Raw genomic sequence first — 26,475 nt, 5'->3', positions numbered from 1 at the left:
TTGTATGCATTTGTGACATAAATCGGTGCGAGAGTGACCTCGCTCAGTATAATCCCCCCGAAACTCTCCAATAGCAGACCTCTCTTTATGAGCAGGGATGTATTTTATTTTTTGCAACAGGGAAACTTTGCATGCAACTCATCATGAGCCTAGTCGGCATGGCGGTGCTGATCGCCATTGCGGTGCTGCTCTCCAGCAACCGCCGGGCCATCAAACTGCGCACCGTCGCGTGGGCGTTCATCATTCAGGTCGGCATCGGCGCGCTGGTGCTGTATGTGCCGCTGGGCCGCAGCATCCTCGGCAGTATGTCGAACGGCGTGGCAAACGTTATCGCCTACGGCAATCAGGGCATTTCGTTCATTTTCGGCGGGCTGGTGTCCGACAAGATGTTCGAGGTGTTCGGCGGCGGCGGCTTCGTGTTCGCGCTGCGCGTCCTGCCGGTGATCGTGTTCTTCTCCTCGCTGATTGCGGTGCTGTACTACCTCGGCATCATGCAGTTGGTGATCCGCGTGCTGGGCGGCGGGCTGCAAAAGCTGTTGGGCACCTCGCGCACCGAATCGCTGTCGGCGACCGCCAACATTTTCGTTGGTCAGACCGAAGCGCCGCTGGTGGTGCGTCCGTATATCGCCACCATGAGCCAATCAGAACTGTTCGCGGTGATGTGCGGCGGCCTGGCCTCGGTGGCCGGTTCGGTGCTGGCGGGATATGCGCAGATGGGCGTGCCGCTGGAATACCTGATCGCCGCGTCCTTCATGGCCGCGCCGGGCGGGCTGCTGTTCGCCAAGCTGATGGTGCCGGAAACCGAGCAGACCCACGATAAAGACGATGCGATGAAGCTGATCGCCGAAGAGGATCGTCCGGCCAACGTGATCGACGCGGCGGCTTCCGGCGCGGCCTCCGGCATGCAGCTGGCACTGAACGTCGGTGCGATGCTGCTGGCGTTTATCGCGCTGATCGCCTTGCTTAACGGCATTCTCGGCGGCATCGGCGGCTGGTTCGATTATCCGCAGCTGTCGCTTGAACTGATCCTCGGCTGGGTGTTCTCGCCGATCGCCTTCCTGATCGGCGTGCCGTGGAGCGAGGCGATGACCGCCGGTTCGTTCATCGGCCAGAAGATCATCGTCAACGAGTTCGTCGCCTACATGAACTTCGGCGCCTATCTGCGTCCGGATGACGTAGTGGCGGCGGAAGGCCTGCAGGTGCTGTCGGCCCATACCAAGGCGATCATCTCCTTCGCGCTGTGCGGCTTCGCCAACCTTTCCTCGGTGGCGATCCTGCTGGGCGGTCTGGGCAGCATGGCGCCCAATCGTCGCCACGACATCGCGCGCTTCGGTCTGAAGGCCGTGGCGGCGGGCACGCTGTCCAACCTGATGAGCGCCACCATCGCTGGCTTCTTCCTGGCGCTGTAAGCCATCCCGAGGCCCGCGACGGCGCGACCGATCGCGGGACTCCGCCTATACTCTAAGCAACGCGGGTGCGTGCCGCACCCGCGATCTTCAGCCGCTTCTTTAGCGAATTTGTGAACGATATCGCGTTATTTTGTGATGTTCTTCACATATAATTCCGGTCTGTTACAGTGCTATTTCATATAGTGTGACGATGAACGCGAATCGCCCCCGGCATTCGTGTTCAAATAGCTATTACTGGCCGGCCGCAAGGCGGGTGGCCATGTGCGGTGAGAAGGATCTCAGTTGCCGCCGCGGGAACGCCGTTCCCCAGCGCTATCTTCATGGAACCAAGTCCGCTCGCCAACACCCAGGTACTCAGTTGGAGAGTTTTATGACCGAATTAACCGCAGCAGCGCAACGTGCGCTGAATTTGATGGATTTAACCACGCTGAATGATGATGACACCGACGAGAAAGTGATCGCGCTCTGTCGTCAGGCCAACAGCCCGGCCGGCCACACGGCGGCCATCTGCATCTACCCGCGTTTTATCCCGGTGGCGCGTAAGGCGCTGCGCGAGCAAGGCACGCCGGACATCCGCATCGCCACCGTGACCAACTTCCCGCATGGCAACGACGATATCGACATCGCGCTGGCGGAAACCCGCGCGGCCATCGCCTATGGCGCGGATGAAGTGGACGTGGTGTTTCCTTACCGCGCGCTGATTGCCGGCAACGAACAGGTCGGCTTCGAGCTGGTGAAACAGTGCAAGCAGGCTTGCCAGGCGGCCAACGTGCTGCTGAAAGTGATCATCGAAACCGGTGAGCTGAAGCAGGCCGATCTGATCCGCAAGGCGTCCGAGATCGCCATCAAGGCCGGGGCGGACTTTATCAAGACCTCCACCGGCAAGGTGCCGGTCAACGCCACGCTGGAAAGCGCCGAGCTGATGATGTCGGTGATCCGCGATATGGGCGTGGCGAAGACGGTGGGCTTCAAGCCGGCCGGCGGCGTGCGCACCGCAGAGGATGCGCTGCATTATCTGCAGCTTGCCGATCGTATTCTGGGCGAAGGCTGGGCCGATGCGCGGCATTTCCGCTTTGGCGCTTCCAGCCTGCTGGCCAGCTTGCTGGCCGCGCTGGGCCACCAGACCCAGACCGCCGGCGGCGGCTACTGATCGATTTCGTTGGCGGGCGCCAGGCGCGCCCGTCTGCACCGACTCTCGGCGACACAGGGGGATGCCTTGTTCCTGGCTCAAGAAATTATTCGTAAGAAACGCGACGGCCAGCCGTTAAGCGAAGCGGAAATCCGCTTTTTCATCAACGGCATTCGCGACAACGTGGTGTCGGAAGGGCAGATCGCCGCGCTGGCGATGACCATTTATTTCCATGACATGAGCATGCCGGAGCGCGTGGCGCTCACCATGGCGATGCGCGATTCCGGCACCGTGCTGGACTGGAAAAGCCTGGCGCTGAACGGCCCGATCGTCGACAAGCATTCGACCGGCGGCGTGGGCGACGTGACCTCGCTGATGCTCGGCCCGATGGTGGCGGCCTGCGGCGGCTATGTGCCGATGATCTCCGGCCGCGGCCTGGGGCATACCGGCGGCACGCTGGACAAGCTGGAAGCCATTCCGGGCTTCAATATTTTCCCGGACGATAACGCCTTCCGCAAAATCATTCAGGACGTCGGCGTGGCGATCATCGGCCAGACCAGCTCGCTGGCGCCGGCGGACAAACGTTTTTACGCCACCCGCGACATCACCGCCACCGTGGATTCGATCCCGCTGATCACCGCCTCCATTCTGGCCAAGAAGCTGGCGGAAGGGCTGGATGCGCTGGTGATGGACGTGAAGGTCGGCTCCGGCGCCTTTATGCCGACCTATGCCCTGTCGCAGGACTTGGCGCAGGCGATCGTCGGCGTGGCCAACGGCGCGGGCTGCAAGACCACCGCCCTGCTGACCGACATGAACCAGGTGCTGGCCTCCAGCGCCGGCAACGCGGTGGAAGTGCGCGAAGCGGTGCGTTTCCTGACCGGCGAATACCGCAACCCGCGCCTGCTGGAAGTGACGCTGGCGCTGTGCGTGGAAATGCTGCTGTCCGGCGGCCTGGCGCAAGACGAGGCCGACGCGCGCGCCAAACTGCAGGCGGTGCTGGACAACGGCAAGGCGGCGGAGGTGTTTGGCCGCATGGTGGCGGCGCAGCAGGGGCCGATAGACTTCGTCGAACGCTACGATAGCTATCTGCCGGCGGCAACGCTGAGCAAGCCGGTGTATGCTGAAAAGCCGGGCATCATCAGCGCCATGGATACCCGCGCGCTGGGCATGGCGGTGGTTGCGCTGGGCGGCGGCCGTCGCCGGGCGAGCGACGCCATCGATTACAGCGTTGGCCTGACCGAGGTGGCGCGCCTGGGCGAGAAAGTGGATGCCCAGCAGCCGCTGGCGATGATCCACGCCAACGATGAAGAGAGCTGGCAGCAGGCGGCCGATGCGGTGCGCAGCGCGATGACGCTGAGCGACAAGGCGCCGGAAGCGACGCCGGTGGTATATAAGCGCATCACGGAATAACCCAAGAATCAGGAACGGTCGCGGCTTTTTCGCGGCCGTCCAAAGCGTGAGAACACGCAGGAGAGCACAGATGAAACGCACATTTATTATGGTATTGGACTCCTTCGGCATCGGCGCCAGCGAAGACGCCGAACGTTTTGGCGATCAGGGTTCCGACACCCTGGGCCACATCGCCGAGGTTTGCGCGCGCGGTGAGGCCAACGTGGGCCGCCAGGGCCCGCTGACGCTGCCTAACCTGAGCCGTCTGGGTCTCGGCAAAGCGGCGGAAGAGTCCACCGGCAACTTCCCGCAGGGGCTGGATCGCAACGCCGACATCATCGGCGCTTACGCTTACGCTAGCGAACTCTCTTCCGGTAAAGACACGCCGTCGGGCCACTGGGAAATCGCCGGCGTGCCGGTGCTGTTCGACTGGGGCTATTTCAAGGACGAGCACAATAGCTTCCCGCAGGCGCTGCTGGACAAACTGGTCGAACGCGCCAAGCTGCCGGGCTACCTGGGCAACTGCCACTCATCCGGCACCGTGATCCTCGATCAGCTGGGTGAAGAGCACATGAAAACCGGCAAGCCGATTTTCTACACCTCCGCCGACTCGGTATTCCAGATCGCCTGCCATGAAGAAACCTTCGGCCTGGATCGCCTGTACGAGCTGTGCGAAATCGCGCGTGAAGAGCTGACCGAAGGCGGGTATAACATCGGCCGCGTGATCGCGCGTCCGTTCGTCGGCGACAAGCCGGGCAACTTCCAGCGCACTGGCAACCGTCACGATCTGGCGGTAGAGCCGCCGGCGCCGACCGTGCTGAAAAAGCTGGTGGACGAGAAGGGCGGCGAAGTGGTGTCGATCGGTAAAATCGCCGACATCTACGCCAACGTCGGCATCACCAAGAAGGTGAAGGCGACCGGCATCGACGCGCTGTTCGACGCGACCCTGATCGAAATGGAAAAGGCCGGCGACAACACCATCGTGTTCACCAACTTCGTGGACTTCGATTCCTCCTATGGCCACCGCCGTGACGTGGCGGGCTACGCCGCCGCGCTGGAGCTGTTCGACCGCCGCCTGCCGGAGCTGTTGAAGCTGGTGAAAGACGAAGACATCATCATCTTCACCGCCGACCACGGCTGCGACCCGACCTGGCCGGGCACCGACCACACCCGCGAGCACATCCCGGTGCTGGTTTACGGCCCGAAAGTGAAACCGGGCTCGCTGGGCCACCGCGAGACCTTCGCCGACATCGGCCAGACCGTCGCCAATTACTTTGGCCTGTCGCCGATGGATTACGGTAAGAGCATGTTTTAATCCGTGAGTTTAAGGCGGCGGCGCAGTTGGCCGCCGTCTGACATGCCACGGCTTATACGTTTAACGCTATTTAATACGATTTAAAGGAAGAGAATTATGGCTACGCCGCACATTAATGCTGAGATGGGTGATTTCGCTGACGTAGTACTGATGCCGGGCGATCCGCTGCGTGCAAAATACATCGCCGAAACCTTCCTGGAAGGCGCGGTGGAAGTGAACAACGTGCGCGGCATGTTGGGCTTCACCGGCACCTACAAAGGCCGCCGCATCTCCGTAATGGGCCACGGCATGGGCATCCCGTCCTGCTCCATCTATGCGCGCGAGCTGATCGCAGAATTCGGCGTGAAGAAGATCATTCGCGTGGGCTCCTGCGGCGCGGTGCGTGACGATATCAAACTGCGTGACGTGGTGATCGGCATGGGCGCGTGCACCGACTCCAAGGTGAACCGTCTGCGCTTCAAGGACAACGACTACGCGGCGATCGCCGACTTCGACATGGTGCGCAACGCGGTCGACGCAGCGGCGGCGCAGGGCATCCCGGCGCGCGTGGGCAACATCTTCTCCGCCGATCTGTTCTACACCCCGGATCCGGACATGTTCCAGGTGATGAAGAAGTACGGCATCCTGGGCGTGGAAATGGAAGCGGCCGGCATCTACGGCGTGGCGGCAGAGCTGTACGAAGAGTTCGGCTGCAAGGCGCTGACCATCTGCACCGTGTCCGACCACATCCTGCGTCACGAAGCGACCACGGCGGCGGAACGCCAGACCACCTTTAACGAAATGATCGTTATCGCGCTGGAATCCGTGCTGCTGGGCGACAAAGCATAATACCCCGGCGGGCGTCATCATGGCGCCCGCCCGTCAATCTATTCATTCCGCTTGGCCAGTTTTGGCTAACGCTTTACCTTTCTGCCATTTAACGCTATTACTTCCTTTATCAATCTATTCACCAATCTATTCATCCGATGCTCACCGTTGAACAAGTTTTGCGTCATGGGCCGGCTACGGCTCGTCAACTGACAGAAGCGTTAGGCATCAGCCAGCCGACGCTATCGCGCCGTCTCCGTGAACTGGCGGGCGCCGTATTGATCCTCGGTAAAGGTAAGGCGACGCGCTATGCGTTGCGGCGCGGGATCGGCGGTGAGAGGCAGTTTCCGCTATATCGGGTTGATGAACGGGGTAAGGCGCACCTGTTTGCCACGCTTTGCCCGCTGTATCCTGCCGATAACTGTGCGGTGTGCGATGAGCGCAGCGGAGAGTGGCAGCTCTATGACGGCATGCCATGGTATTTGAACGACCTACGGCCGATTGGCTTTCTCGGGCGAGCCTGGGGAAAAGCAGCGGCGCGCGAGTTGAATTTGCCGGAGGATGTGCGGCGATGGGATGAAGGTCAACGCTTGTTGGCGCTCTGCCGTTATGGCGAAGACATGACCGGCGATCTGTTGCCTGGTGCCGACAGCTATCAGCGTTGGTTAATGCGGGATACAGCCGTCGCCATCACGGTGGAAGATAAAATCGAGCGTTACGCCGCATTGTCTGTCCAGGCGCTGGCCGGGGAGCTGGTAGGCTCTTCCGCCGGTGGCGAGCAACCCAAGTTTGCCGCCTATGCTGAGCTGGCGCCAGGGCGCCGTGCGCATGTTTTGGTGAAGTTCAGCCTGGCGCCGACGCATGTCATTGCACAGCGCTGGAGCGATTTGCTGATCGCCGAGTCGCTGGCGTTGCAGACGGTCGCCGCTGCGGGATTGCCTGCCGCATCGGCGCAAATCCTGTTCGGTGCTGACCGACAATGCTTTTTAGAGATCGAGCGCTTTGATCGCATCGGTGAAGAAGGGAGGGTAGCGATGGTGTCGCTGGAGGCGCTGGATGCCGAGTTCAGCGGCAGCGGCCACGCCAACTGGGTCGTGGCCGCCGAGCGGTTATTGCAGCAAGGGGTGATCGATCACTCAGTCTACCAACGGGTTGCCCTGTATTGGGCCTTTGGCCGGTTGATCGCCAACAGCGATATGCACCAAGGCAACCTGTCGTTCTTGCGGATAACCCAGCGGCCGGTCATGTTGGCGCCTTTGTATGATATGTTGCCGATGGCTTTTGCCCCGGCAAGCAGCGGTAATCTGCGCCACGACGCGCTGGAGATCCGTTTGAGCAACGAGGTGAGCGGCGCCGTCTGGCGGCAAGCGGAGCTATTGGCTCTCGAGTTCTGGCGGCGAACGGCGCAACATGACGACATCAGCGAGGCGTTTCGGGCGATTGCCGAGCAAATGTTGGTGCAACTGCAGAAGCTGCACGAGCGCATTCAGCGCCTGGCCTGAGTTACCCCTTCTTCGGCGCTTCCTGTTTTGCCTCAGGCGCATCCTCTTCGTCGTCTTCCACCGTATTGCCTTCTGCCAACGGCGTGTTGGCGGTCAACAGGTACGGTGACTGCTGCCAGCGGCTGCGGCGGTGTTGCAATAGGGTGCGCGCCAGAATGATGCCGATCGCCAACGCCAGCAGGATCATCAGGCGCAGCAGGTTGGTGGTGTTGTCCACCTGCTTGGACTCGGTCGCCAGCACGTGGGTGTCGAGGGTGATGCGGATAAAGCCGATCGGGCCGTCTTTGCCCTGAATGGATTCGACCAACTGGTGGTTGAAGTAGCTGCCAGCGCGCTTGCCGTCGAGCGACAGCCGATCGCGTATACTTATCTGCTCCCCGGCGTGGGAGACCAGCGTGCCGTCCAACTGATACACGCTGACGTCGAGAATGCGGCTGTGATCGGTGAGCTGCTTGAGGATTGCGTCGATGCGCGGGTTGTTGCCGTCGTCGTCCAGCAGCGGCGCCAGGCTGTAGGCGACCTGTTTGGTCAGCGTCTGCGCCAGCTCTTCGACCTGTTCGGATCGCGCCATTTGGTGACTCAGGCTAAAATAAGAGGCACCCTGCATCAGCAGCACCAGCAAAGCCAGGCAAATCAGGATAATAGCGGTACGGTGCAGGCGAAATTTCAGTTTAGCGCGAGCCATGCAGGTTCCTTGGGCATCGGGGACACTTTATGTTGCCAGAACCGCTGGCGATAGGATAGCTTGATGCGTCGTTTTATCATGCAGCGTTTTTGTCCATTCAGGAGTCAATGATGTCAAACAGTCTGACCTATTGCGATCTTCCGGCGGAGATCTCTCAATGGCCGGGTCTTCCCCTTTCGCTCAGCGGCGACGAAGTGATGCCGCTGGACTACCGGGCGGGCAATACCGGATGGCTGTTATACGGCAGAAAGCTGGACAAGGCGCGCATTACACAATTCCAACGCAAGCTGGGCGCGGCGATGGTGATCGTCACCGCCTGGGGCGTGGACGACTATCAGGTGGTGCGCCTGGCAGGCACCTTGACGCCGCGCGCCAAGCTGCTGGCGGCGGAAAGCGGGCTGGACGTGGCGCCGCTCGGCAAGATCCCGCACCTGCGCACGCCGGGGCTGCTGGTGATGGACATGGATTCGACGGCGATCGAGATCGAGTGCATCGACGAGATCGCCAAGCTGGCGGGCGTCGGTGAGCAGGTGGCGGAAGTCACCGAACGCGCGATGCGCGGCGAGCTGGACTTTACCGCCAGCCTGCGCCAGCGCGTCGGCACGCTGAAAGGAGCCGACGCCAACATCCTCAAGCAGGTGCGCGACGAGCTGCCGCTGATGCCGGGGCTGACCAGCCTGGTGGGCAAGCTACAGGCGATGGGCTGGCATGTGGCGATCGCCTCCGGCGGCTTCACCTACTACGCCGAATACCTGCGCAACCGGCTGCGGCTGGTGGCGGCGGCGGCCAATGAGCTGGAGATCCGCGACGGCAAGCTGACCGGCGAAGTGCTGGGGCCGGTGGTGGACGCGCAGTTCAAAGCCGATACGCTGCTGCGGCTGGCGGAGAAGCTGGAGATCCCGCTGGCGCAGACCGTGGCCATCGGCGACGGTGCCAACGATTTGAAAATGATGCAGGCGGCGGGGCTGGGCATCGCCTACCACGCCAAGCCGAAAGTATATGAAAAAGCGCAGGTGGCGATCCGGCATGCGGATCTGATGGGCGTGCTGTGCATTCTCACCGGCAGCCTGAAACACGAAGTGCGATAACGAAAGATTGAGGTAAGACGTGGCAAAAGCGGCAAAACGGGCATTTGTGTGCAATGAGTGCGGGGCGGACTATCCGCGTTGGCAGGGGCAGTGCAGCGCCTGTCATGCCTGGAACACCATCACGGAAGTGCGTTTGGCCGCGTCGCCCGCAGCGGCGCGCAACGATCGCCTCAGCGGCTATGCCGGCGACGCCGGCGTCAGCAAGGTGCAGAAGCTGTCGGAAATCAGCCTTGAGGCGCTGCCGCGCTTCACCACCGGCTTTCTCGAGTTCGATCGCGTGCTGGGCGGCGGCGTGGTGCCCGGCAGCGCCATTCTGATCGGCGGCAACCCCGGCGCCGGCAAGAGCACCCTGTTGCTGCAGGTGCTGTGCAAACTGTCCGAGCAGATGAAAACCCTGTACGTCACCGGCGAGGAGTCGCTGCAGCAGGTGGCGATGCGCGCTCATCGGCTGGGGCTGCCGACCGGCGGCCTGAACATGCTGTCGGAAACCAGCATCGAGCAGATCTGCCTGATCGCCGAGCAGGAACAGCCGAAGCTGATGGTGATCGACTCGATCCAGGTGATGCACATGGCGGACATTCAGTCTTCGCCGGGCAGCGTGGCCCAGGTGCGCGAAACCGCCGCCTATCTGACGCGCTTCGCCAAGACGCGCGGCGTGGCGATCGTCATGGTCGGCCACGTCACCAAAGACGGCTCGCTGGCCGGGCCGAAAGTGCTGGAACACTGCATTGACTGTTCGGTGCTGCTGGACGGCGACGCCGATTCCCGCTTCCGCACCCTGCGCAGCCACAAGAACCGCTTCGGCGCGGTCAACGAGCTGGGGGTGTTCGCCATGACCGAACAGGGGCTGCGCGAAGTCAGCAACCCTTCGGCGATCTTCCTCAGCCGCGGCGATGAAGTCACCTCCGGCAGCTCGGTGATGGTGGTGTGGGAAGGCACCCGGCCGCTGCTGGTGGAGATCCAGGCGCTGGTGGATCACTCGATGATGTCCAACCCGCGCCGCGTGGCGGTGGGCCTGGAGCAGAACCGGTTGGCGATCCTGCTGGCGGTGCTGCACCGGCACGGCGGGCTGCAGATGTCGGATCAGGACGTGTTCGTCAACGTGGTCGGCGGGGTGAAGGTCAGCGAGACCAGCGCCGATCTGGCGCTGCTGATGTCGCTGGTGTCGAGCCTGCGCGATCGGCCGCTGCCGAACGATCTGGTGGTGTTCGGCGAAGTGGGGCTGGCGGGAGAAATCCGTCCGGTGCCGAGCGGCCAGGAGCGCATCTCCGAAGCGGCCAAGCACGGTTTCAAGCGCGCCATCGTGCCGCACGGCAACATGCCGAAGAAGCCGCCGGCCAACATGCAGGTGTTTGGGGTCAAGAAGCTGGCGGACGCGCTCGACGTGCTGGAAGAGTTTTATTAATGTCGCCGACGGCGAGTAAGATATGCTATTTTGTTTAGCATACTAAACGGAGGTGGCCATGCCGCAATTTGATTACCTGAAGACGTCCATTAAGCAAAAGGGCTGTACTTTGCAGCAGGTGGCGGATGCCAGCGGCATGACCAAGGGCTATCTGAGCCAGCTGTTGAACGACAAAATCAAAAGCCCGAGCGCGCAAAAGCTCGAGGCGCTGCACCGTTTTCTCGGGCTGGAGTTCCCGCGTAAAGAGATCAAAGTCGGCGTGGTGTTTGGTAAATTTTACCCGCTGCACACCGGCCACATCTATCTGATCCAGCGCGCCTGCAGCCAGGTGGACGAACTTCACGTTATCTTGTGCCACGACGAACCGCGCGACCGCGAGCTGTTCGAGAACAGTTCGATGTCGCAACAGCCAACGGTCAGCGATCGCCTGCGCTGGCTGCTGCAGACCTTCAAGTACCAGAAAAACATCCATATCCACTCGTTCGACGAGCAGGGCATCGAACCCTATCCGCACGGCTGGAACGTGTGGAGCGACGGCATGAAGGCCTTTATGGAACAGAAGGGCATCGTGCCGAGCTTCATCTATTCCAGCGAAGCGCAGGATGCGCCGCGCTACCGCGAGCATCTGGGCATCGAAACCATCTTGGTCGATCCCGAGCGTTCGTTCATGAACATCAGCGGCAATCAGATCCGCCAGGATCCGTTCCGCTATTGGGACTATATCCCGACCGAGGTGAAGCCGTTCTTCGTGCGCACCGTGGCGATCCTCGGCGGCGAGTCGAGCGGCAAGTCGACGCTGGTCAACAAGCTGGCCAACATCTTCAACACCACCAGCGCCTGGGAATATGGCCGCGATTACGTGTTTTCGCACCTGGGCGGCGACGAGATGGCGCTGCAGTACTCCGACTACGACAAAATCGCTCTCGGGCAGGCGCAATACGTGGATTTCGCGGTCAAGTACGCCAACAAGGTGGCGTTTATCGATACCGATTTCGTCACCACCCAGGCGTTTTGCAAAAAGTACGAGGGGCGTGAACACCCCTTCGTGCAGGCGCTGATCGACGAATACCGTTTCGATCTGGTGATCCTGTTGGAAAACAACACGCCGTGGGTGGCGGACGGCCTGCGCAGCCTCGGCAGCACCGCCGATCGCCTGGCGTTCCAGCGCCTGCTGGAGGAGATGTTGCGCGCCAACAACATCGAGTACGTGCACGTTGAATCCAGCGATTACGAAGAGCGTTTCCTGCGCTGCGTCGAGCTGGTGCAGCAGCTGCTGGCGGCGGACGCCGGCCGGTTGGCGAATGCGCCCGCCCATCGCCACGCCGCAGGCTGAGAAAATTAGCGGAATGTGCGGTCGCGGCGGCAGAAACGCCTCTGTGGCGCACATTTGACGGCTTGTTTAAACATGGTTCATTCGGTAGCGACTAGGTTAAGATTTTCTTTACAATAACGCTCAGAAGAAGACATGTCTTATCGCTTACTCGCTCTCTGGTTGATCTGCTATGCCGCAGCCTGGACGCTGCTGACCGTTCATCTCGATCCCACCCTGCCTTACGACGCCGTCGAGGCGCTCAACTGGGGCTTCAACGCCGAGTGGGGCTCACCGAAAAATCCTTGGCTGGTCGGTGCGGCGATGCAGCCGGCGATCTGGCTCTCGTGGCTGCCGCTGAACCTGTACTGGTATGGCGGGCACTTCATCGCCATCGCCATCGGCATGTTGGGCGTCTGGCTATTGGCGCGCCGCCTGAGCGGCAGCACCTCGCTGGCCTGGATGGCGCTGCTGACGCTCAACCTGTCCGGCATCATCAATTTCGACATCATTCCCTACAACGACAATTACCTGTTGGTGATGCTGTGGCCGTGGATGGCGCTGTTCTTCCACCTGGCGATCTCGCGTTCGGCCAACTGGTGGCCGGCTTTCGCATTGGTGGCCGGTCTGGCGATGATGGCGAAATACTCGACCTTCGCCTTCGTCTATTTCGCGGCGCTGTCGACGCTGTTCGTACCGCAGATCCGCCGCTGCTATCGCCAGCCGCAGTTCTATCTGGCGGTGGCGATCTGGTTGGCGCTGGTGCTGCCGAACCTGTTCTGGCTGTGGAACCATGACTTCGCCGCCTTCAAGTGGGTGGATTCGCAGATCAAGATGCAGCTCAACCTCGATATGCTGCAGTCGCTGCTGCTGGTGTTCTATCCGTCGCTGGCGCTGTGGGTGATCCTGCGGCGCAGCGGGGCGGTGCTGGCCTGGCCAGCGGCGTTGCCGATGCGGGTGTTGCTGTGGGTCTACCTGTTGCCGCTCGGCATCATTACCTTCTGGTTCTCTTTCAACGTCGGCGGCCGGCTGACCGAGTGGCTGCAGCCGTTCTTCATGCTGGCGCCCGCGCTGCTGGTCGGCTGCGTGCGCCAGCCGCCGGTGCGTTCGCTGCGCGCGGCGACCATCGGGCTGATGTGCGCGGCGCTGGCGGTCTATCTGGGGTATGCCGCGGTGATGCTGGGCAACGTGCGCAACGCCGGCCAGAAAATGGTGGGTATCAAGGCGTTCAGCGTCGGAGTGGAGCGGCTGTGGCAGGAGCGGTATGGCGTCAGCCTGCGCTACGTCGGCGGCGAATACCTGTCGCAGTGGATGACGGTGTACGCCGGCTCCCGGCCGCAGACCATTACGCGCTGGTCTAATCATACGCGCCCGAATATCTACAACGTCAACATCAGCTATCCGCAGATTGCGCAGCACGGCGTCGCTCTGTTCGGGCGGTTGGGTGAAGACTGCGCGCGCAGCGACTTCGGCGGCGAGCTGGCCCACTGGCCGAAGATGCGCCTCGATTGGCAGCAGACGCTGACGTTCCGCGCCGATCCGCATGCCGACGAGCAAGCGCTGTGCGTCGGCTTCGTTCGTCCGCAGTAACGGCGGCGCAAAACGCCGCCGCGATTCAGGCTTAGTAAGCGATAACCAGCTTGCCTTGCATATGGCCGCCGAGCAGCCGTTGATGCGCGGCGGTCAGCGTCTCTACCGACAGCCCGTGCAGGGTTTCGCTCAGCGTGGTGCTCAGCTTGCCCTCGTCCAGCAGCTGCGCCACCTGCTGCAGGATGCGCCCCTGCTGCGCGATGTCTGGGGTGGTGAACATGCTGCGGGTGAACATGAATTCCCAGTGCAGCGCGGCGCTTTTCAGCTTCAGCGCGTTTTGATCCAACGGCTGCGCGTTCTCGACGATGGTGCAGATATGGCCCAGCGGCGCGACCAGCTCGGCCATCGCCGGCCAGTGGCCGTCGGTATCGTTCAGGCACAGGATGTAATCCACCTGCTCGATGCCGTGCTGCGCCAGCTCGCCCTTCAGATCGCGGTAGTCCACCACCAGATCGGCGCCGCGCTCACGGCACCAGGCGGCGGATTCCGGCCTTGAGGCGGTGGCGATCACTTTCACCTTGCTGCGCAGCGCGGCCAGCGGAATGGCCAGCGAGCCGACGCCGCCGGCGCCGCCGATGATCAGCAGCGTCTTGTGCTCCGGCGCGTCCTGAATGTTCAGGTGTTCGAACAGCGCTTCCCAGGCGGTGAGGGCGGTGAGCGGCAGGGCGGCGGACTCGGCCCAGTTCAGGCTGCGCGGCTTGTGCGCGGCGATGCGTGAGTCGATCAGCTGGTGGCTGCTGTTGCTGCCGGGGCGGGTGATGTCGCCGGCGTACCACACTTCATCGCCGGGCTTGAAGCCGCTGACGCCGCTGCCCACGTCTACCACCACGCCGCTGGCGTCCCAGCCGAGGATGCGCGGCTGCTGCAGGCCGCTCTTTTGCAGACCGGCGTGCACTTTGGTGTCCACCGGGTTGACCGACGCCGCTTTCACTGCCACCAGCAGATCGTACTGGCCGGGAACCGGCATTTCCGGTGAGATTTCGATGAAACCGGCGGGGTTCTGCGGGTCTACGGCAATGGCTTTTATCGACATGATTGTGCTCCTTTTAAATGATGTCCCCAGTGTAGACCCGCGGCAGTGGGGTGATAAGATGGACAATATCTAACGGAGTGTTCGTTTAAGGTGAACAATGAAATTCAAACAGCTGCAGGACATGGCGCTGTTCGCGCTGGTGGCGGAGTGCGGCAGCTTCACCGCCGCCGCGCAGCGCGTCGGGTTGCCGAAGTCCAGCGTCAGCCAGCGCATCAGCCAGCTCGAACAGACGCTGGGGCTGCGCTTGCTCAATCGCACCACGCGCCAGCTGAACCTGACCTTCGCCGGTGAGCGCTATCTGGAACATTGTCAGGCGATGATGTCCGCCGCGGAACGCGCCGATCTGGCGCTGCAGCGGCTGCGCGATAACCCGAGCGGCCGCCTGCGCATTTCAACGCCCGCCGGGCTGGGGGCGACCCTGGTGGCGCGGCTGGCGGCGGATTTTCAGCGCCAGTATCCGGACGTTTCGCTGGAGGTGTCGGTATCCGATGCCATGGTGGATCTGGTGCAGGAAGGCTTCGACGCCGCGCTGCGCACCGGCAAGCCGCAGGATTCTTCGCTGATCGGTCGCCGTCTCGGGTATGCGCCGCGCTATCTGTTGGCCGCGCCGTCCTATCTGGCGCAGCATCCGCCGATCGAACACCCGCAGCAGCTGCAACAGCATCGCTGCATTGCCCACCGCGCCTGGACGGCCTGGAACCTGCGCTGCGGCGATGACTATTACCGCTGGCAGCTGCCGCTGGCGCACACCACCGACAACCTGCTGTATGCGCGTGAATGCGCTATTGCCGGCGCGGGGATCACGCTGTTGCCGGCGTTTCTCAGCCGCGAGGTGGTGGCGCAGAAGCTGTTGGTGGAAGTCTTGCCGGCGTGGCGCGCGGAGGGCAACGAGCTGTATCTGGTTTACCCGAGCCGCAAGCTGAATTCCCCGGCGCTGGCCTGCTTCATCGATGTGGTGCTGCAGCATCCGGCGTTCGACGACTACGCCCGCGAGCTGCCGCGGGAATAAGAACCAAGGAAGCCCAGGCCGCTCCTGGGTTAAACAAGATATTACGTCACTTGCACGATGCGTTTTCCTGTGTTCTCCCCCGCCAGCAGGCCAACCAGGGCCGCGGGCAGCAGCTCAAAACCGGCGATCAGATCTTCGATGACCGCTAATTTCTCCTCCGCGACCCAGGCCGTGAGCGCCGTCAGCGCCTGTTCTTGTCGGTGAAGGAAGTCGGCCAACAGGAACCCCCGCATCGTCAAGCTGTTGACGATCAGCAAACCGGGGATCCCGGCCGGCGCGGCCGGTGGGGAGGCCGTATCGTACTGCGACACCGCGCCGCAGCAAACAATGCGCCCCTGTTTCGCCATGTGCGGCAGGCAGGCCGCCAAAATATCGCCGCCGACGTTGTCGAACAGCACGTCAATGCCGTTGGGGCACGAGCGGCGCAGGCCGTCATGCAGATTCCCCGCCTTATAATCTATCGCCGCGTCGAAACCCAGCCTGTCCGTCAGCAGAGCCGTTTTGGCGGCGCCGCCGGCAATGCCCACCGTGCGGCAGCCGTGGAGCCGGGCGATTTGTCCGGCGAACATGCCTACCGCCCCCGCGGCGGCGGAAATGACGACGGTTTCACCGGCCTTGGGGCGTCCGCATTCCAGCAGGCCGAAGTAAGCGGTGAGTCCGGGCACGCCGTAAACGCTAAGCAAGTGCGTATGCGGAACGATGTCCGGCTGTTTGAGCGCCTCAGCCGCCGGCAGGGCCGTGAAGGTTTGCCAGCCGGTTTCCGCCAACACGATATCGCCGGCGGCCAGCAGGGGAGAGCGCGACGTGACGACTTCGGCCAGCGTCGTCGCGGCCATGATGTCTCCTGGCTGCAATCCGGAACGATAGGTGACGCCCTGCATCCAGGCTCTGCTGGCCGCATCCAAAGGCACGTAAAGCGTGCGCAACAGAACCTCTCCGGGGCCGGGGATCGGCATCGGGGTCTCGCGAGTCTGAAAACAATCGACGGTCAGCTTTCCCTGCGGGAGTTTGCCGAGGATGATTTGGCGATTCTGCATAGGGGGCTCCTGTTTAAATCTTGCCGAAGATGTCGATGCCGGTGAGTTGCGCCGACAATTCCCACAGGCGTTGGGCCTGTTCAGGATCGACGGCGTAGCTTTTTACGCCGCTGAAGGAAAGGCCCTCGTCATCGTTGCGCCGGGCGATATCGCAGTCTTCGCAATACAATCCGCCAAGGCCATTGAGTTGAGGCGATGTCGCCGCCCACACCTGGGTTGCCGCACCCTGTTGCGGCGTTTTCAGCATTTCCGGGTGGGCGGGTTTGCCGTCGGCGTCGATCCAGTCCAATGCGAGCATCTCTTCCTGCGAGAGGTAACGCTGCAGTGGCGTGGGGATCATGCCGGGATGCAGCGTGAAGGCGCGTACACCGGCGGCTCGTCCTCGTTTGTCGAGGTGCACGGCGAATAACGCATTAGCGGTTTTCGACTGGCCGTAGGCCCGCCACTTGTCATAGCCGCTGTGAAACTGCACGTCATTCCAGCGTATGGCGCTGGCATGGTGGCCGGAAGAGGAGATGACGACAACGCGGGCGACGCCCGCCAAAGCCGGCCAGAGGTGGTTCACCAGTGCGTAATGCCCCAGGTGGTTGATCGCGAATTGTGCCTCCCAGCCTGGGCCGATGCGGGTTTCAGTACAGGCCATGATGCCGGCGCCGCAGATCACCATATCGAGGTGGACGCCGGTCGCCAGAAGATGTTGCGCGAACTCTCTAATGTTGTTCAGATCGGCCAAATCAAGCTCATAAATGTCGACGTTGCTGATACCGGCGAGGGCCAGACGAGTGCGGGCGATGACGGGATCGCGGGCGGCGACAATCACCTGTGCTCCCGCCTGCGTCAATGCGCGAGTCGTTTCCAACCCCAGGCCGGAATGGCCGCCGGTGACCAGCGCCGTCATGCCGGCCAGTTGACGATCTTTGAGCACGTCGGCGGCGGTGGTGGTGGCGTTGAAGCCAGAGCCGATGGGCGTTTGTTTGTTCATTGGGGATTCCTCGCTGTGGTTGGCTGTGACACAGGGAGTGTAAATCGGCGCTATCCGGCGGATGAATGCAACAAAAACCTAATTTCTGTCGCCATCGTCCTAAAGTCTTCGACCAGCGCATCGCGCGGGTTATGCTCTTGCAAGATCTTTATGGGGAGAGGGTATGGATCCTTTATCGGAAGTGCTGGCGCCACTGAACAGCCAGAATGCGTTTTTCGGCGGCCTGAAGGCCGGCGGCGACTGGGCCGTTCATTTTCCCGCTCCGCAAGGCGGGAAGTTCAACGCGGTGGTGCGCGGCGGCTGTTGGTTGGCGGCGGAAGGGCTGGCAGAACCGCTGTGGCTGGCGGCCGGCGACTGTTTACTGCTGACTCGCAGCCTGCCGCTGACCGTCGGCAGCGACTTGTCTCTTCCGGCGCTCGACGCCGACGCGCTTTATCTGCAGGCGCAAAACGGCGTGGCGAGCTGCGGCGAGGGGGAAACGTGCCTGTTTATCGGCGGCCGTTTTAGCTTTGGCGAGGAGGTGGAGCGGCTGTTCGGCAGCCTGCCCGCGTTGATGGTGATCCGCGGGGGCACGGAAGAGGCAGCCGTGCTGCAATGGGCGCTGCAGCGGCTGGCGGATGAGCTGGTGAGGCCTTCGCCGGGCAGTACGTTGATGGCGCATCATCTGGGGCAAATCATGTTGACCCAGGCGCTGCGGATTTACCTGATGGGGGAGGAGAGTGCGGCGTCCGGCTGGCTACCCGCTTTGTTCGATCCGCGCATCGGCGCCGCGATGCAGGCGGTACATGCCGATCCGGCCCGGCGCTGGACGGTGGCGGCGTTGGCCGACGCGGCGAGCGTTTCCCGTTCGACGTTGGCGCTGCGCTTCAAGCAGAAAGCCGGCATGGCGCCGCTCGAGTACGTGTCGCGCTGGCGCATGCTGCTGGCGGCGCGGGCGCTGCGTACCGGCGGCGAACCGGTCTCCGCTATCGCGCAGCGTTTGGGGTACGATTCCGACAGCGCTTTCAGCCACGCGTTCAAACGCGTGATGGCGTGCTCACCGCGCGACTATCGCCGGGCGCAGGCGTAAAAAAGGCGCCGCATGCGGCGCCTCGGGCATTACTTGGCGATCTTCTTGTACTTGATGCGGTGCGGCTCGAGCGCGTCGGCGCCCAGCGTACGCTTCTTGTATTCTTCGTACTCGGTGAAGTTGCCTTCGAAGAATTCCACCTTGCCTTCATCCTGGTAGTCCAGAATGTGGGTGGCGATACGGTCGAGGAACCAACGGTCGTGCGAGATCACCATGGCGCAGCCAGGGAATTCCAGCAGGGCGTTTTCCAGCGCGCGCAGGGTTTCGATATCCAGGTCGTTGGTCGGTTCATCGAGCAGCAGCACGTTGCCGCCAACCTGCAGCAGCTTGGCCAGGTGCAGACGGCCACGCTCACCGCCGGACAGCTCGCCCACGCGTTTGCCCTGATCGACGCCCTTGAAGTTGAAGCGGCCGACATAGGCGCGGCTCGGCATCTCGGTGTTGCCGATGCGCATGATGTCCTGCCCGCCGGAGACTTCTTCCCACACGGTTTTCGAACCGTCCATGCTGTCGCGGAACTGATCGACGGACGCCAGCTTGACGGTGTCGCCCAGCACGATGCTGCCGGAATCCGGCTGTTCCTGGCCGGACATCATGCGGAACAGCGTGGATTTACCCGCGCCGTTCGGGCCGATGATGCCGACGATTGCCCCTTTCGGCACCGAGAACGACAGGTCGTCGATCAGCAGGCGGTCGCCGTAGGACTTGCGCAGGTTGCTGACTTCGACCACTTTGTCGCCCAGGCGTGCGCCAGGTGGAATGAACAGTTCGTTGGTTTCGTTACGTTTCTGGTATTCGGTGTTGTTCAGCTCTTCGAAGCGGGCCAAACGGGCCTTGCCTTTGGACTGACGGCCTTTGGCGCCCTGACGCACCCACTCCAGCTCTTTCTCGATCGACTTGCGGCGAGCGGCTTCGGCGGACGCTTCCTGGGCCAGACGCGCGTCTTTCTGCTCCAGCCAGGAAGAGTAGTTGCCTTCCCATGGAATGCCCTCGCCGCGGTCCAGTTCGAGGATCCAGCCGGCCACGTTATCCAGGAAGTAACGGTCGTGGGTAATCGCCACCACGGTGCCTTCGAAGTCGTGCAGGAAGCGTTCCAGCCAGGCCACGGACTCGGCGTCCAGGTGGTTGGTCGGTTCGTCCAGCAGCAGCATGTCCGGCTTTTCGAGCAGCAGGCGGCACAGCGCGACGCGGCGGCGTTCACCCCCGGACAGGTGGGCGATTTTGGCGTCCCAGTCCGGCAGGCGCAGCGCGTCGGCGGCGCGTTCCAGCTGGGCGTTGAGGTTGTGACCGTCGTGCGCCTGAATGATCTCTTCCAGGCGGCCCTGTTCGGCGGCCAGCTTGTCGAAGTCTGCGCCTTCTTCGGCGTACAGCGCGTACACTTCGTCCAGGCGTTTCAGCGCGCCGACCACTTCCGCCAGCGCTTCTTCCACCGACTCACGCACGGTGTGTTCGAGGTTAAGCTGCGGCTCCTGCGGCAGGTAACCGATCTTGATGCCCGGCTGCGGGCGCGCTTCCCCTTCGATATCGGTATCGATGCCGGCCATGATGCGCAGCAGGGTGGACTTACCGGCGCCGTTCAGGCCCAGTACGCCGATTTTGGCCCCGGGGAAGAAGCTCAGGGAGATGTTTTTCAAAATATGACGCTTCGGCGGTACCACCTTGCCGACGCGGTGCATGGTATAGACGTATTGAGCCACGTTGCTCTAAGCCTCTCTATATCAGTATTTATAGGATGTCTGGCGGCATGAGTGTAGCCCGTTTCGATCTCGGATCCCAGACATCGCTCAGCGATCGCTAAGTATAACCGTTTATGCGCCGATAAAGGCGCATATTGGTGGCTTATGGCGTGACGACGATCGCGACGCGGCGGTTTTCCGCGCGGCCGCTGGAGGTGCGGTTATCGGCAACGGGATCGCGCTTGCCCATGCCGCGGGTTTCGATATTGGCGCGCGGAATGCCGACGCTGGCCAGCAGATCGGCCACCGCATCGGCGCGGCGCAGGGAGAGCTGGTCGTTATAGCTGTCTTCACCGTAGTTGTCGGTATGGCCGTCCAGGCGGAACTTGGTGATGCCGACGCTCAGCAGCGCACGGCCCATCTTCTGCACCGTCTCGGTGCTTTCCGGGTTCAGCTTGCCGATGTTATTGCCGAACAGCACTTTATCCGACAGGCCGAACTCCCAGCCGTTATCGGTCAGCTTGAAGCCCTGCGATTGCAGCAGCGCGATCTGCTCGGGCGTCAGGCCCTGCGGTTTGCTCTGGCAGCCGGCGAGCGCCAGCAGGGCGACGAACACCATCGTCAGCAGTGAAAAACGACCTTTAAACAGTTGCTGTATCATAGTCAAAATCCCTAGTTCAAGTGTTATAGCCGGGGCTCTTATTTATGTATAGCCAGCCGCCAGCCTCCGTTATAACGATGCTTTGCCTGATACATCGCATCGTCAGCTTCGTGCAAAAGACCCTGAGGCGTCGACGCGTGATCAGGGTACAGCGCAATACCGATACTCAGAGAGGTAATGACCGCCTCGTCGTTCGGCAAAATGACCGGTTGCGTCATGCAGTCGATGATGTTGTCAGCGATCTGCAGGACATCTTCCGTGCCGTGTACCGGCGCCAGCAGCACGGCGAATTCATCCCCGCCCAGACGCGCGACCAGATCGGTCTCGCGCAGCTGCGCGCGAATGCGCCCGGCAATGGTGGTCAGCACCGCATCGCCTGCGGCGTGGCCGTAACTGTCGTTCACCTCCTTGAAGCGATCGCCGTCGATAAACAGCACCGCCAATTTCGCCGGCGGTTCGATATCGCCCAGCGCCCGGCTCAGCCGCCCTTCGAAGAAGGCGCGGTTCGGCAAGCCGGTCAGGCTGTCGTGTGTCGCCCGGTGAGCCAGCGAGTCGTTCTCCTGCTTCAGATGGGCCTGCCAGGCCTCCAGCTCGTCGAGCAAGCCGTTGAAATCGTTGCTGAGCTCATGCAGCTCGGCGATCGGCGCCGACGGCACCCGCAGGCCGAAGGTGCGATCGCGGCGCACCGCGTGCGCCACGTTGGCGATGTCGTCCAGCGAACTGACGATGCCGACCAGCATACGGCGCGACAACACCAGAGCGCACAGGGTGCTGAGTACCATGCAGGCGATCATGCCGACCAGGCCGCGCAACAGGAAACGCAACAGGCTGCCGCCGTTGCCGCTCAACCAGACCTGGCCGACCTGTTTGCCCCCGTGAGAAATAGGCAGGATGACCGGCTCGGGCAGCGCCCAGTGCGCAACCATCTGCTCCAGACCGTGCAGCGGGCTGTCGGAGGGATGGCGCCAGCTGGCCAGCATCTTGCCTTTATTATCCAGAATGCGCGCCTCCAGGATCTCTTCGTTGGAGGCGATCAACATCAGCGCCTCACGCGCGGCGACGCCGTCTTCAAACACCACGGCGGCCTCGACGGTATAGCTGATGGAGCGCGCGATCAGGTGCAGGTTGTGGTCGGCATAGGCGCGCAGCGCAAACAGCGCCACCAGCGTCAAAAAGATGCCGGCGGTGCCGACGGCGATCAGCGCCAGCCCAAGATGCACCCGCTGCAGCACTCGGCCCAGCGTCGGGCGCGCATTGCCGGCGCGGTTTCTGTGCAACAGCCTCATAGCGGCGGCGCCTGTTTGCGTGCCAGCTGCAGCACGTTGGGGTGAACGCGCACGCCGCTGCGCGCCAGAGCATCCAGGTTGACCTTGAAACTGGCCTGGTCCCCATCGATCTGCAGGCAAAATGCGCTGCCGGCGGAGCATTCGCTATCGTTCTCGCTGATGCTGAGAATGGAGTTGCCGGAAATGCGCTGCATGAAATTTTGTCTCTGCGCGGCGGTGATGTTCCCTAAGTAGATGACATCGCAGCCGGTACTCAGCGTTGGGCTGTCGAACGGCACACGCTCGGCTTTAATCGGACGCGGGGCGCTCAGCAGGATCGGATCGAACAGCCCTTCGGCATACTGGGTGGGTGCGGTCACGCACAAGCGGATCGGATTGGGTTCACGCGACCAGCGGGCGTAGCTGATGATGCCTACCACCACGGTCGTCACGGCGTGCGTGCGTTTTTGATAGGGATCATCAGCGGCGCGCGCAGGCCCGGACAACGTCAGCAGCACCAACAACACGATCAGCAGCAGGCGACCGATATTCAGACGTGCGCCAAGGAAGCCCGGCACGGGGCTTTTTGCGCAACGCATCGCTATCGCGGTCTTATTCGCCATCTTCACCCGCCATTCCGGCCTGATCCACCGCCCGCAGGCCGTGGCCTGACAAGGAAAAGTTCGGCCCGCTTGAAGGGACAATCGTTTTGCTGAAAGCTGTCAGTCGCACTGCCTAATGAACACTATCTCACCCATAATTGGCGCGGATTGTATTATAAGATGTCTTCGTTGGGCGCTTTATGTGCTGTTTTCTCGGAATTATCCTACTTATTTTTGATAGTATAAAAATGCCTACCCGGGTTTGCCACCGCTTTTCTGCAAAGTTGGCGCGTTTGGCCAGCTGTCAGGCGATTTGCGCAACGGCGGCGCCATCTCACAAATGCAATAATGTCATAGCTAATAATTAAAAATTATTTTACTTCTCTTATAAATGCCGGGGTGGCTAATAAAAATCCGGTGGCTGGAAATATCCCGTCGGCCTGATTTGTCAGCCAAAGTAAACGTTTTTTACCTGGCTCCCGTCATGGCGATACACTTCTTCTTCTACAGTATTGAATGGATGAGCGATTGCGCTGTCTATGGTAGATATCTGCGTCCGGGCCGTGCGCCCGGCTTTATTTTGTCCCGCTGTGCCGTGGCGCGGCGGTCACCGGGGAGCTGGGCGGCTCCTGCGGTCCAACCAGTGAGGAAAGAGCGAGGATGGTCAAGGTGGACAAGCGACGGCTGTTGGCAATGGGCCTGTGCCTGACGGCGTTTTCAGGCGCGGCGCTGGCGGATTCTCTGGATGCGCAACGTCAGCGCTACCAGCAGATCAAACAGGCATGGGACGGCAATCAGATGGGCGTGGTGGCGCAGCTGATGCCGACGCTGCGCGATTATCCGCTTTATCCTTACCTGGAATACCGCGAGCTGACACAGGATCTGAGCCAGGCGGGGTTCTCCGAGGTGAACGACTTTATCAAACGCAACCCGACGCTGCCGCCGGCGAAATCACTGGCCCCGCGCTTCGTCAATGAGCTGGCGCGGCGCGAAGACTGGCGCACCCTGTTGGCCTTCAGCCCGCAGCCGCCCAAACCGGTGGCGGCGCGCTGCAATTATTACTACGCCAAGTGGGCCACCGGCGATCAGCAGGCGGCCTGGAGCGGCGCCGACGAACTGTGGCTGAACGGCAAAACGCTGCCGGGCGCCTGCGATCGGCTGTTCAGCGTCTGGCGCGGCGCAGGCAAGCAAACGCCGCTGGATATTCTGGCGCGCATGAAGCTGGCGTTGAAGGAGGGCAACAGTTCGCTGGTCAGCAACCTCTACAGCCAGCTGCCGGCCGACTACCAAACCATGGGCAACGCCCTGGTGCGCTTGCAAAACGATCCGACCACCGTGGAAGCCTTCGCCCGCAGCGTGGGGCCGACCGACTTTACCCGCGCCGCCACCGGCATCGCCTTTGAGCGCCTGGCGCGGCAGGATGTGGAAAACGCGCGGGCGATGATCCCGACGCTCGCGCGGCTGCAGAAAATGAGCGACGACGAGCGTCTGGGGCTGGAAGAGGCGGTGGCCTGGCGCCTGATGGGCAGCGATGCCACCTATGAACAGGCGCAGTGGCGCGATCGGGTGATTCTGCGCAGCCGTTCGCCTTCGCTGCTGGAGCGCCGGGTGCGCATGGCGTTGGGCAACGGCGATCGGCAGGGCGTGGCGACCTGGCTGGCCCGCCTGCCGGAGGCGTCGCGCAACAAGGATGAGTGGCGCTACTGGCGCGCCAGTCAGCTGATGGACGAAGGCAAACGCGCCGAAGGCGAGGAGATATTGCGTAACCTGATGACCGAACGCGGCTTCTATCCGATGGCGGCGGCGCAGAAGCTGAACGCCACTTATCCGGTGATGGTGGCGGTGGCGGCCAAGCCGCGCGCGTCGCTGGTCGACGGGCCGGAGGTTGCCCGGGTGCGCGAGCTGATGTACTGGAACATGGACAACCTGGCCCGCAGCGAGTGGGGCTCCTACGTCGCCAGCCGCAGCCGGCCGGAACAAGAGGCGCTGGCGCGCTACGCCTTTGAGCAAAAATGGGCCGATCTGAGCGTGCAGGCGACCATCGTCGGCAAGCTGTGGGATCATCTGGAGGAGCGCTTCCCGGTCGCCTGGCCGCAGGAGTTCCGCCGCGCCACCGATGACAAGGGGATCACCACCAGCTACGCGATGGCGATAGCGCGCCAGGAGAGCGCCTGGAATCCGAAGGCGCAGTCGCCGGTTGGCGCTTCCGGCCTGATGCAGGTGATGCCGCGCACCGCGCAGCATACGGTGCAGATGTTCAATATTCCCGGTTACGTTGGCCCGAGCCAGCTGTTCGATCCGCAGACCAACATCACCATCGGCACCAGCTATCTGGAGTCGGTCTATCAGCAGTTCGGCCGCAACCGGATCCTGTCGAGCGCCGCCTATAACGCCGGCCCGTCACGGGTGAACACCTGGCTGGGCAACAGCGCGGGGCGTATCGATCCGGTGGCGTTCATCGAAAGCATTCCGTTCTCGGAAACCCGCGGCTACGTCAAGAATGTGCTGGCCTACGATGCGTTTTACCGTTATCTGACGCACCGGCCGGCCAAGGTGTTGACCGACGCCGAGTGGCAGAGACGTTATTGATTTTGACGGCCCTATGGTATGCTGCTGTACTAGTTAAATAGTATGGTGGCTGCCATGACGCAATTATCGTTAAACGACCCCGCTCTTTCAGAACAAGGCAATGAGGATTGGCTGCGCTTCGTCGCGCTGCTGCAGAATTCGTTTGCGCAAGAGCTGCATCAACCGCTGCTGCAGCTGATGCTGACGCCGGACGAGCGCACCGCGCTGGGCACCCGGGTGCGGATCATTCAGGAACTGATGCGCGGCGAGATGAGCCAGCGCGAGCTGAAAAATGAACTGGGCGCGGGGATCGCCACCATCACCCGCGGCTCGAACAGCCTGAAAGCGGCTTCACCCGAGCTGAAACAGTGGCTTGAGCAGCAGCTGTTGCACGACGCGCCCTAGCGGGATCGGTGCTATTGCTGATAGATGGCGTTGTGAAACGGCACCAGCGCCAGCAGCAGCGCCTGATGGTAAACGCTGGTGCGGCTCAGCCGGCCGTCGGTGAAGACGCCGATGGCGCCGCCCTGGCGCTTTACCTCGGCATTGCCGGTGATCGCCGCCATTTCGCTGCCCAATTCGCGACCGGCGCGAATACCTTGTAAGATGACTTCCGGCAGCATCAGGCTCGCCGAGCGGGATTCGCCGCGGATGTGCGGGTTCTCGATGGTCATCCAGGCGAAGGTCATATTCTCTTCAATCCCGGCTTCCACGCCGACCCAAAAATCGGCCTCGGGCCTGACCTGGCGCGCTTCCATGACGCGTTGACGCGAGCCGGTGCGGGTTTCGTGGTTGCCTATCGGCTGCAGCGAGACGCCGCTGGCGACGTCAACGGATTCAATGCGGTATTGGTTCGCGCCAAAGACGTCATCGAAGGCCAGTTGAATAGCCTTGATCTTTGCCGGGTTGGTAGTTGCAGCGACAACATGGTACATAACGGGTTTG

The 26,475-nt window shown here is 62.2% G+C and carries 23 protein-coding genes; 14 read left to right on the top strand and 9 right to left on the bottom strand.

Annotated elements, in window-relative coordinates:
* Positions 1-131 precede the first annotated feature (131 nt).
* The 6 genes from ACJ8PI_RS14720 (at position 132) to yjjJ (ending at position 7,551) form a co-directional block, all read left to right on the top strand.
* On the top strand, positions 132-1,409 hold the full coding sequence (locus tag ACJ8PI_RS14720; protein WP_033637021.1) for a NupC/NupG family nucleoside CNT transporter: 1,278 nt from the start codon (positions 132-134) through the stop codon (positions 1,407-1,409).
* A 370-nt stretch (positions 1,410-1,779) separates the two neighbouring features.
* The gene (gene deoC, locus ACJ8PI_RS14715) at positions 1,780-2,559 is read left to right on the top strand and encodes a deoxyribose-phosphate aldolase (RefSeq protein ID WP_033641793.1); all 780 of its coding nucleotides are present in this window, start codon (positions 1,780-1,782) and stop codon (positions 2,557-2,559) included.
* A 66-nt stretch (positions 2,560-2,625) separates the two neighbouring features.
* Positions 2,626-3,948 carry a thymidine phosphorylase gene (gene deoA / locus ACJ8PI_RS14710; protein ID WP_033652873.1) on the top strand — a complete coding sequence of 441 codons (1,323 nt, stop codon included), beginning with the start codon at positions 2,626-2,628 and terminating at the stop codon, positions 3,946-3,948.
* 70 nt (positions 3,949-4,018) lie between these two features.
* Entirely contained in the window at positions 4,019-5,242 is a 1,224-nt protein-coding gene (deoB, locus tag ACJ8PI_RS14705; RefSeq protein WP_033649124.1) for a phosphopentomutase, read from the top strand.
* A gap of 96 nt (positions 5,243-5,338) precedes the next feature.
* On the top strand, positions 5,339-6,070 hold the full coding sequence (gene deoD / locus ACJ8PI_RS14700; RefSeq protein WP_004933059.1) for a purine-nucleoside phosphorylase: 732 nt from the start codon (positions 5,339-5,341) through the stop codon (positions 6,068-6,070).
* A 137-nt stretch (positions 6,071-6,207) separates the two neighbouring features.
* Positions 6,208-7,551, top strand: a complete 1,344-nt coding sequence (gene yjjJ, locus ACJ8PI_RS14695) for a type II toxin-antitoxin system HipA family toxin YjjJ (protein WP_049213065.1) — start codon at positions 6,208-6,210, stop codon at positions 7,549-7,551.
* A gap of 1 nt (position 7,552) precedes the next feature.
* Here yjjJ and ACJ8PI_RS14690 read toward each other — a convergent pair whose 3' ends face one another.
* Positions 7,553-8,236, bottom strand: a complete 684-nt coding sequence (locus ACJ8PI_RS14690) for a YtjB family periplasmic protein (protein WP_033637029.1) — start codon at positions 8,234-8,236, stop codon at positions 7,553-7,555.
* A 110-nt stretch (positions 8,237-8,346) separates the two neighbouring features.
* Between ACJ8PI_RS14690 and serB the strand changes: the two genes are divergently transcribed.
* From serB to ACJ8PI_RS14670, 4 genes are all read left to right on the top strand, one after another.
* A complete protein-coding gene (gene serB / locus ACJ8PI_RS14685) occupies positions 8,347-9,324 on the top strand; it encodes a phosphoserine phosphatase (RefSeq protein WP_016929162.1) in 978 nt (325 codons plus the stop codon).
* Positions 9,325-9,343: 19 nt separating this feature from the next.
* On the top strand, positions 9,344-10,729 hold the full coding sequence (gene radA, locus ACJ8PI_RS14680) for a DNA repair protein RadA (RefSeq protein ID WP_025159617.1): 1,386 nt from the start codon (positions 9,344-9,346) through the stop codon (positions 10,727-10,729).
* Between the two features lie 58 nt (positions 10,730-10,787).
* Positions 10,788-12,062 (top strand): multifunctional transcriptional regulator/nicotinamide-nucleotide adenylyltransferase/ribosylnicotinamide kinase NadR, encoded by a 1,275-nt coding sequence (gene nadR, locus ACJ8PI_RS14675; RefSeq protein WP_074026369.1) that lies wholly within the window; start codon positions 10,788-10,790, stop codon positions 12,060-12,062.
* Positions 12,063-12,194: 132 nt separating this feature from the next.
* Positions 12,195-13,628 (top strand): glycosyltransferase family 39 protein, encoded by a 1,434-nt coding sequence (locus ACJ8PI_RS14670; protein ID WP_074026370.1) that lies wholly within the window; start codon positions 12,195-12,197, stop codon positions 13,626-13,628.
* A 31-nt stretch (positions 13,629-13,659) separates the two neighbouring features.
* Here ACJ8PI_RS14670 and ACJ8PI_RS14665 read toward each other — a convergent pair whose 3' ends face one another.
* On the bottom strand, positions 13,660-14,661 hold the full coding sequence (locus tag ACJ8PI_RS14665; protein ID WP_049196008.1) for a zinc-binding alcohol dehydrogenase family protein: 1,002 nt from the start codon (positions 14,659-14,661) through the stop codon (positions 13,660-13,662).
* Positions 14,662-14,758: 97 nt separating this feature from the next.
* On the opposite strand from ACJ8PI_RS14665, the gene ACJ8PI_RS14660 reads away from it, so the two are divergent.
* Entirely contained in the window at positions 14,759-15,670 is a 912-nt protein-coding gene (locus ACJ8PI_RS14660) for a LysR family transcriptional regulator (RefSeq protein ID WP_164134602.1), read from the top strand.
* A gap of 41 nt (positions 15,671-15,711) precedes the next feature.
* Here ACJ8PI_RS14660 and ACJ8PI_RS14655 read toward each other — a convergent pair whose 3' ends face one another.
* Both ACJ8PI_RS14655 and ACJ8PI_RS14650 read right to left on the bottom strand, forming a co-directional pair.
* Complete coding sequence (locus ACJ8PI_RS14655) at positions 15,712-16,707, bottom strand: NADP-dependent oxidoreductase (RefSeq protein ID WP_041037841.1); 996 nt, start codon at positions 16,705-16,707, stop codon at positions 15,712-15,714.
* Positions 16,708-16,720: 13 nt separating this feature from the next.
* Positions 16,721-17,689 (bottom strand): SDR family NAD(P)-dependent oxidoreductase, encoded by a 969-nt coding sequence (locus tag ACJ8PI_RS14650; protein WP_164134601.1) that lies wholly within the window; start codon positions 17,687-17,689, stop codon positions 16,721-16,723.
* Between the two features lie 163 nt (positions 17,690-17,852).
* On the opposite strand from ACJ8PI_RS14650, the gene ACJ8PI_RS14645 reads away from it, so the two are divergent.
* Positions 17,853-18,758, top strand: a complete 906-nt coding sequence (locus ACJ8PI_RS14645) for an AraC family transcriptional regulator (RefSeq protein ID WP_033652884.1) — start codon at positions 17,853-17,855, stop codon at positions 18,756-18,758.
* 29 nt (positions 18,759-18,787) lie between these two features.
* Here the strand turns inward: ACJ8PI_RS14645 and ettA are convergent, their stop codons facing one another.
* The 4 genes from ettA to ACJ8PI_RS14625 all read right to left on the bottom strand — a co-directional run bounded on the left by ettA (position 18,788) and on the right by ACJ8PI_RS14625 (position 22,989).
* Positions 18,788-20,455, bottom strand: coding sequence for an energy-dependent translational throttle protein EttA (gene ettA / locus ACJ8PI_RS14640; RefSeq protein ID WP_025159620.1), 1,668 nt, complete (start codon positions 20,453-20,455; stop codon positions 18,788-18,790).
* A 142-nt stretch (positions 20,456-20,597) separates the two neighbouring features.
* A complete protein-coding gene (locus ACJ8PI_RS14635; protein WP_033649136.1) occupies positions 20,598-21,095 on the bottom strand; it encodes an OmpA family protein in 498 nt (165 codons plus the stop codon).
* A 38-nt stretch (positions 21,096-21,133) separates the two neighbouring features.
* Positions 21,134-22,381: a diguanylate cyclase domain-containing protein gene (locus ACJ8PI_RS14630; protein ID WP_033637037.1), complete on the bottom strand. Its 1,248-nt coding sequence runs from the start codon at positions 22,379-22,381 to the stop codon at positions 21,134-21,136.
* Positions 22,378-22,989 (bottom strand): YfiR family protein, encoded by a 612-nt coding sequence (locus ACJ8PI_RS14625; RefSeq protein ID WP_369783288.1) that lies wholly within the window; start codon positions 22,987-22,989, stop codon positions 22,378-22,380. Before ACJ8PI_RS14625 ends, ACJ8PI_RS14630 begins: the two co-directional genes overlap by 4 nt.
* Before the next feature lie 633 nt (positions 22,990-23,622).
* On the opposite strand from ACJ8PI_RS14625, the gene sltY reads away from it, so the two are divergent.
* A complete protein-coding gene (sltY, locus tag ACJ8PI_RS14620) occupies positions 23,623-25,551 on the top strand; it encodes a murein transglycosylase (RefSeq protein ID WP_033637039.1) in 1,929 nt (642 codons plus the stop codon).
* Between the two features lie 54 nt (positions 25,552-25,605).
* Positions 25,606-25,935: a trp operon repressor gene (gene trpR, locus ACJ8PI_RS14615; protein ID WP_004933017.1), complete on the top strand. Its 330-nt coding sequence runs from the start codon at positions 25,606-25,608 to the stop codon at positions 25,933-25,935.
* An 11-nt stretch (positions 25,936-25,946) separates the two neighbouring features.
* Here trpR and yjjX read toward each other — a convergent pair whose 3' ends face one another.
* The gene (gene yjjX / locus ACJ8PI_RS14610; RefSeq protein WP_033637040.1) at positions 25,947-26,465 is read right to left on the bottom strand and encodes an inosine/xanthosine triphosphatase; all 519 of its coding nucleotides are present in this window, start codon (positions 26,463-26,465) and stop codon (positions 25,947-25,949) included.
* Positions 26,466-26,475: the final 10 nt, after the last annotated feature.

The organism is Serratia sp. CY82433, from assembly GCF_052166535.1.
Classification (GTDB): domain Bacteria; phylum Pseudomonadota; class Gammaproteobacteria; order Enterobacterales; family Enterobacteriaceae; genus Serratia; species Serratia sarumanii.
Note: the sequence above shows the minus strand (reverse complement) of the source record. Positions and strands in the feature narration are given on the sequence as shown.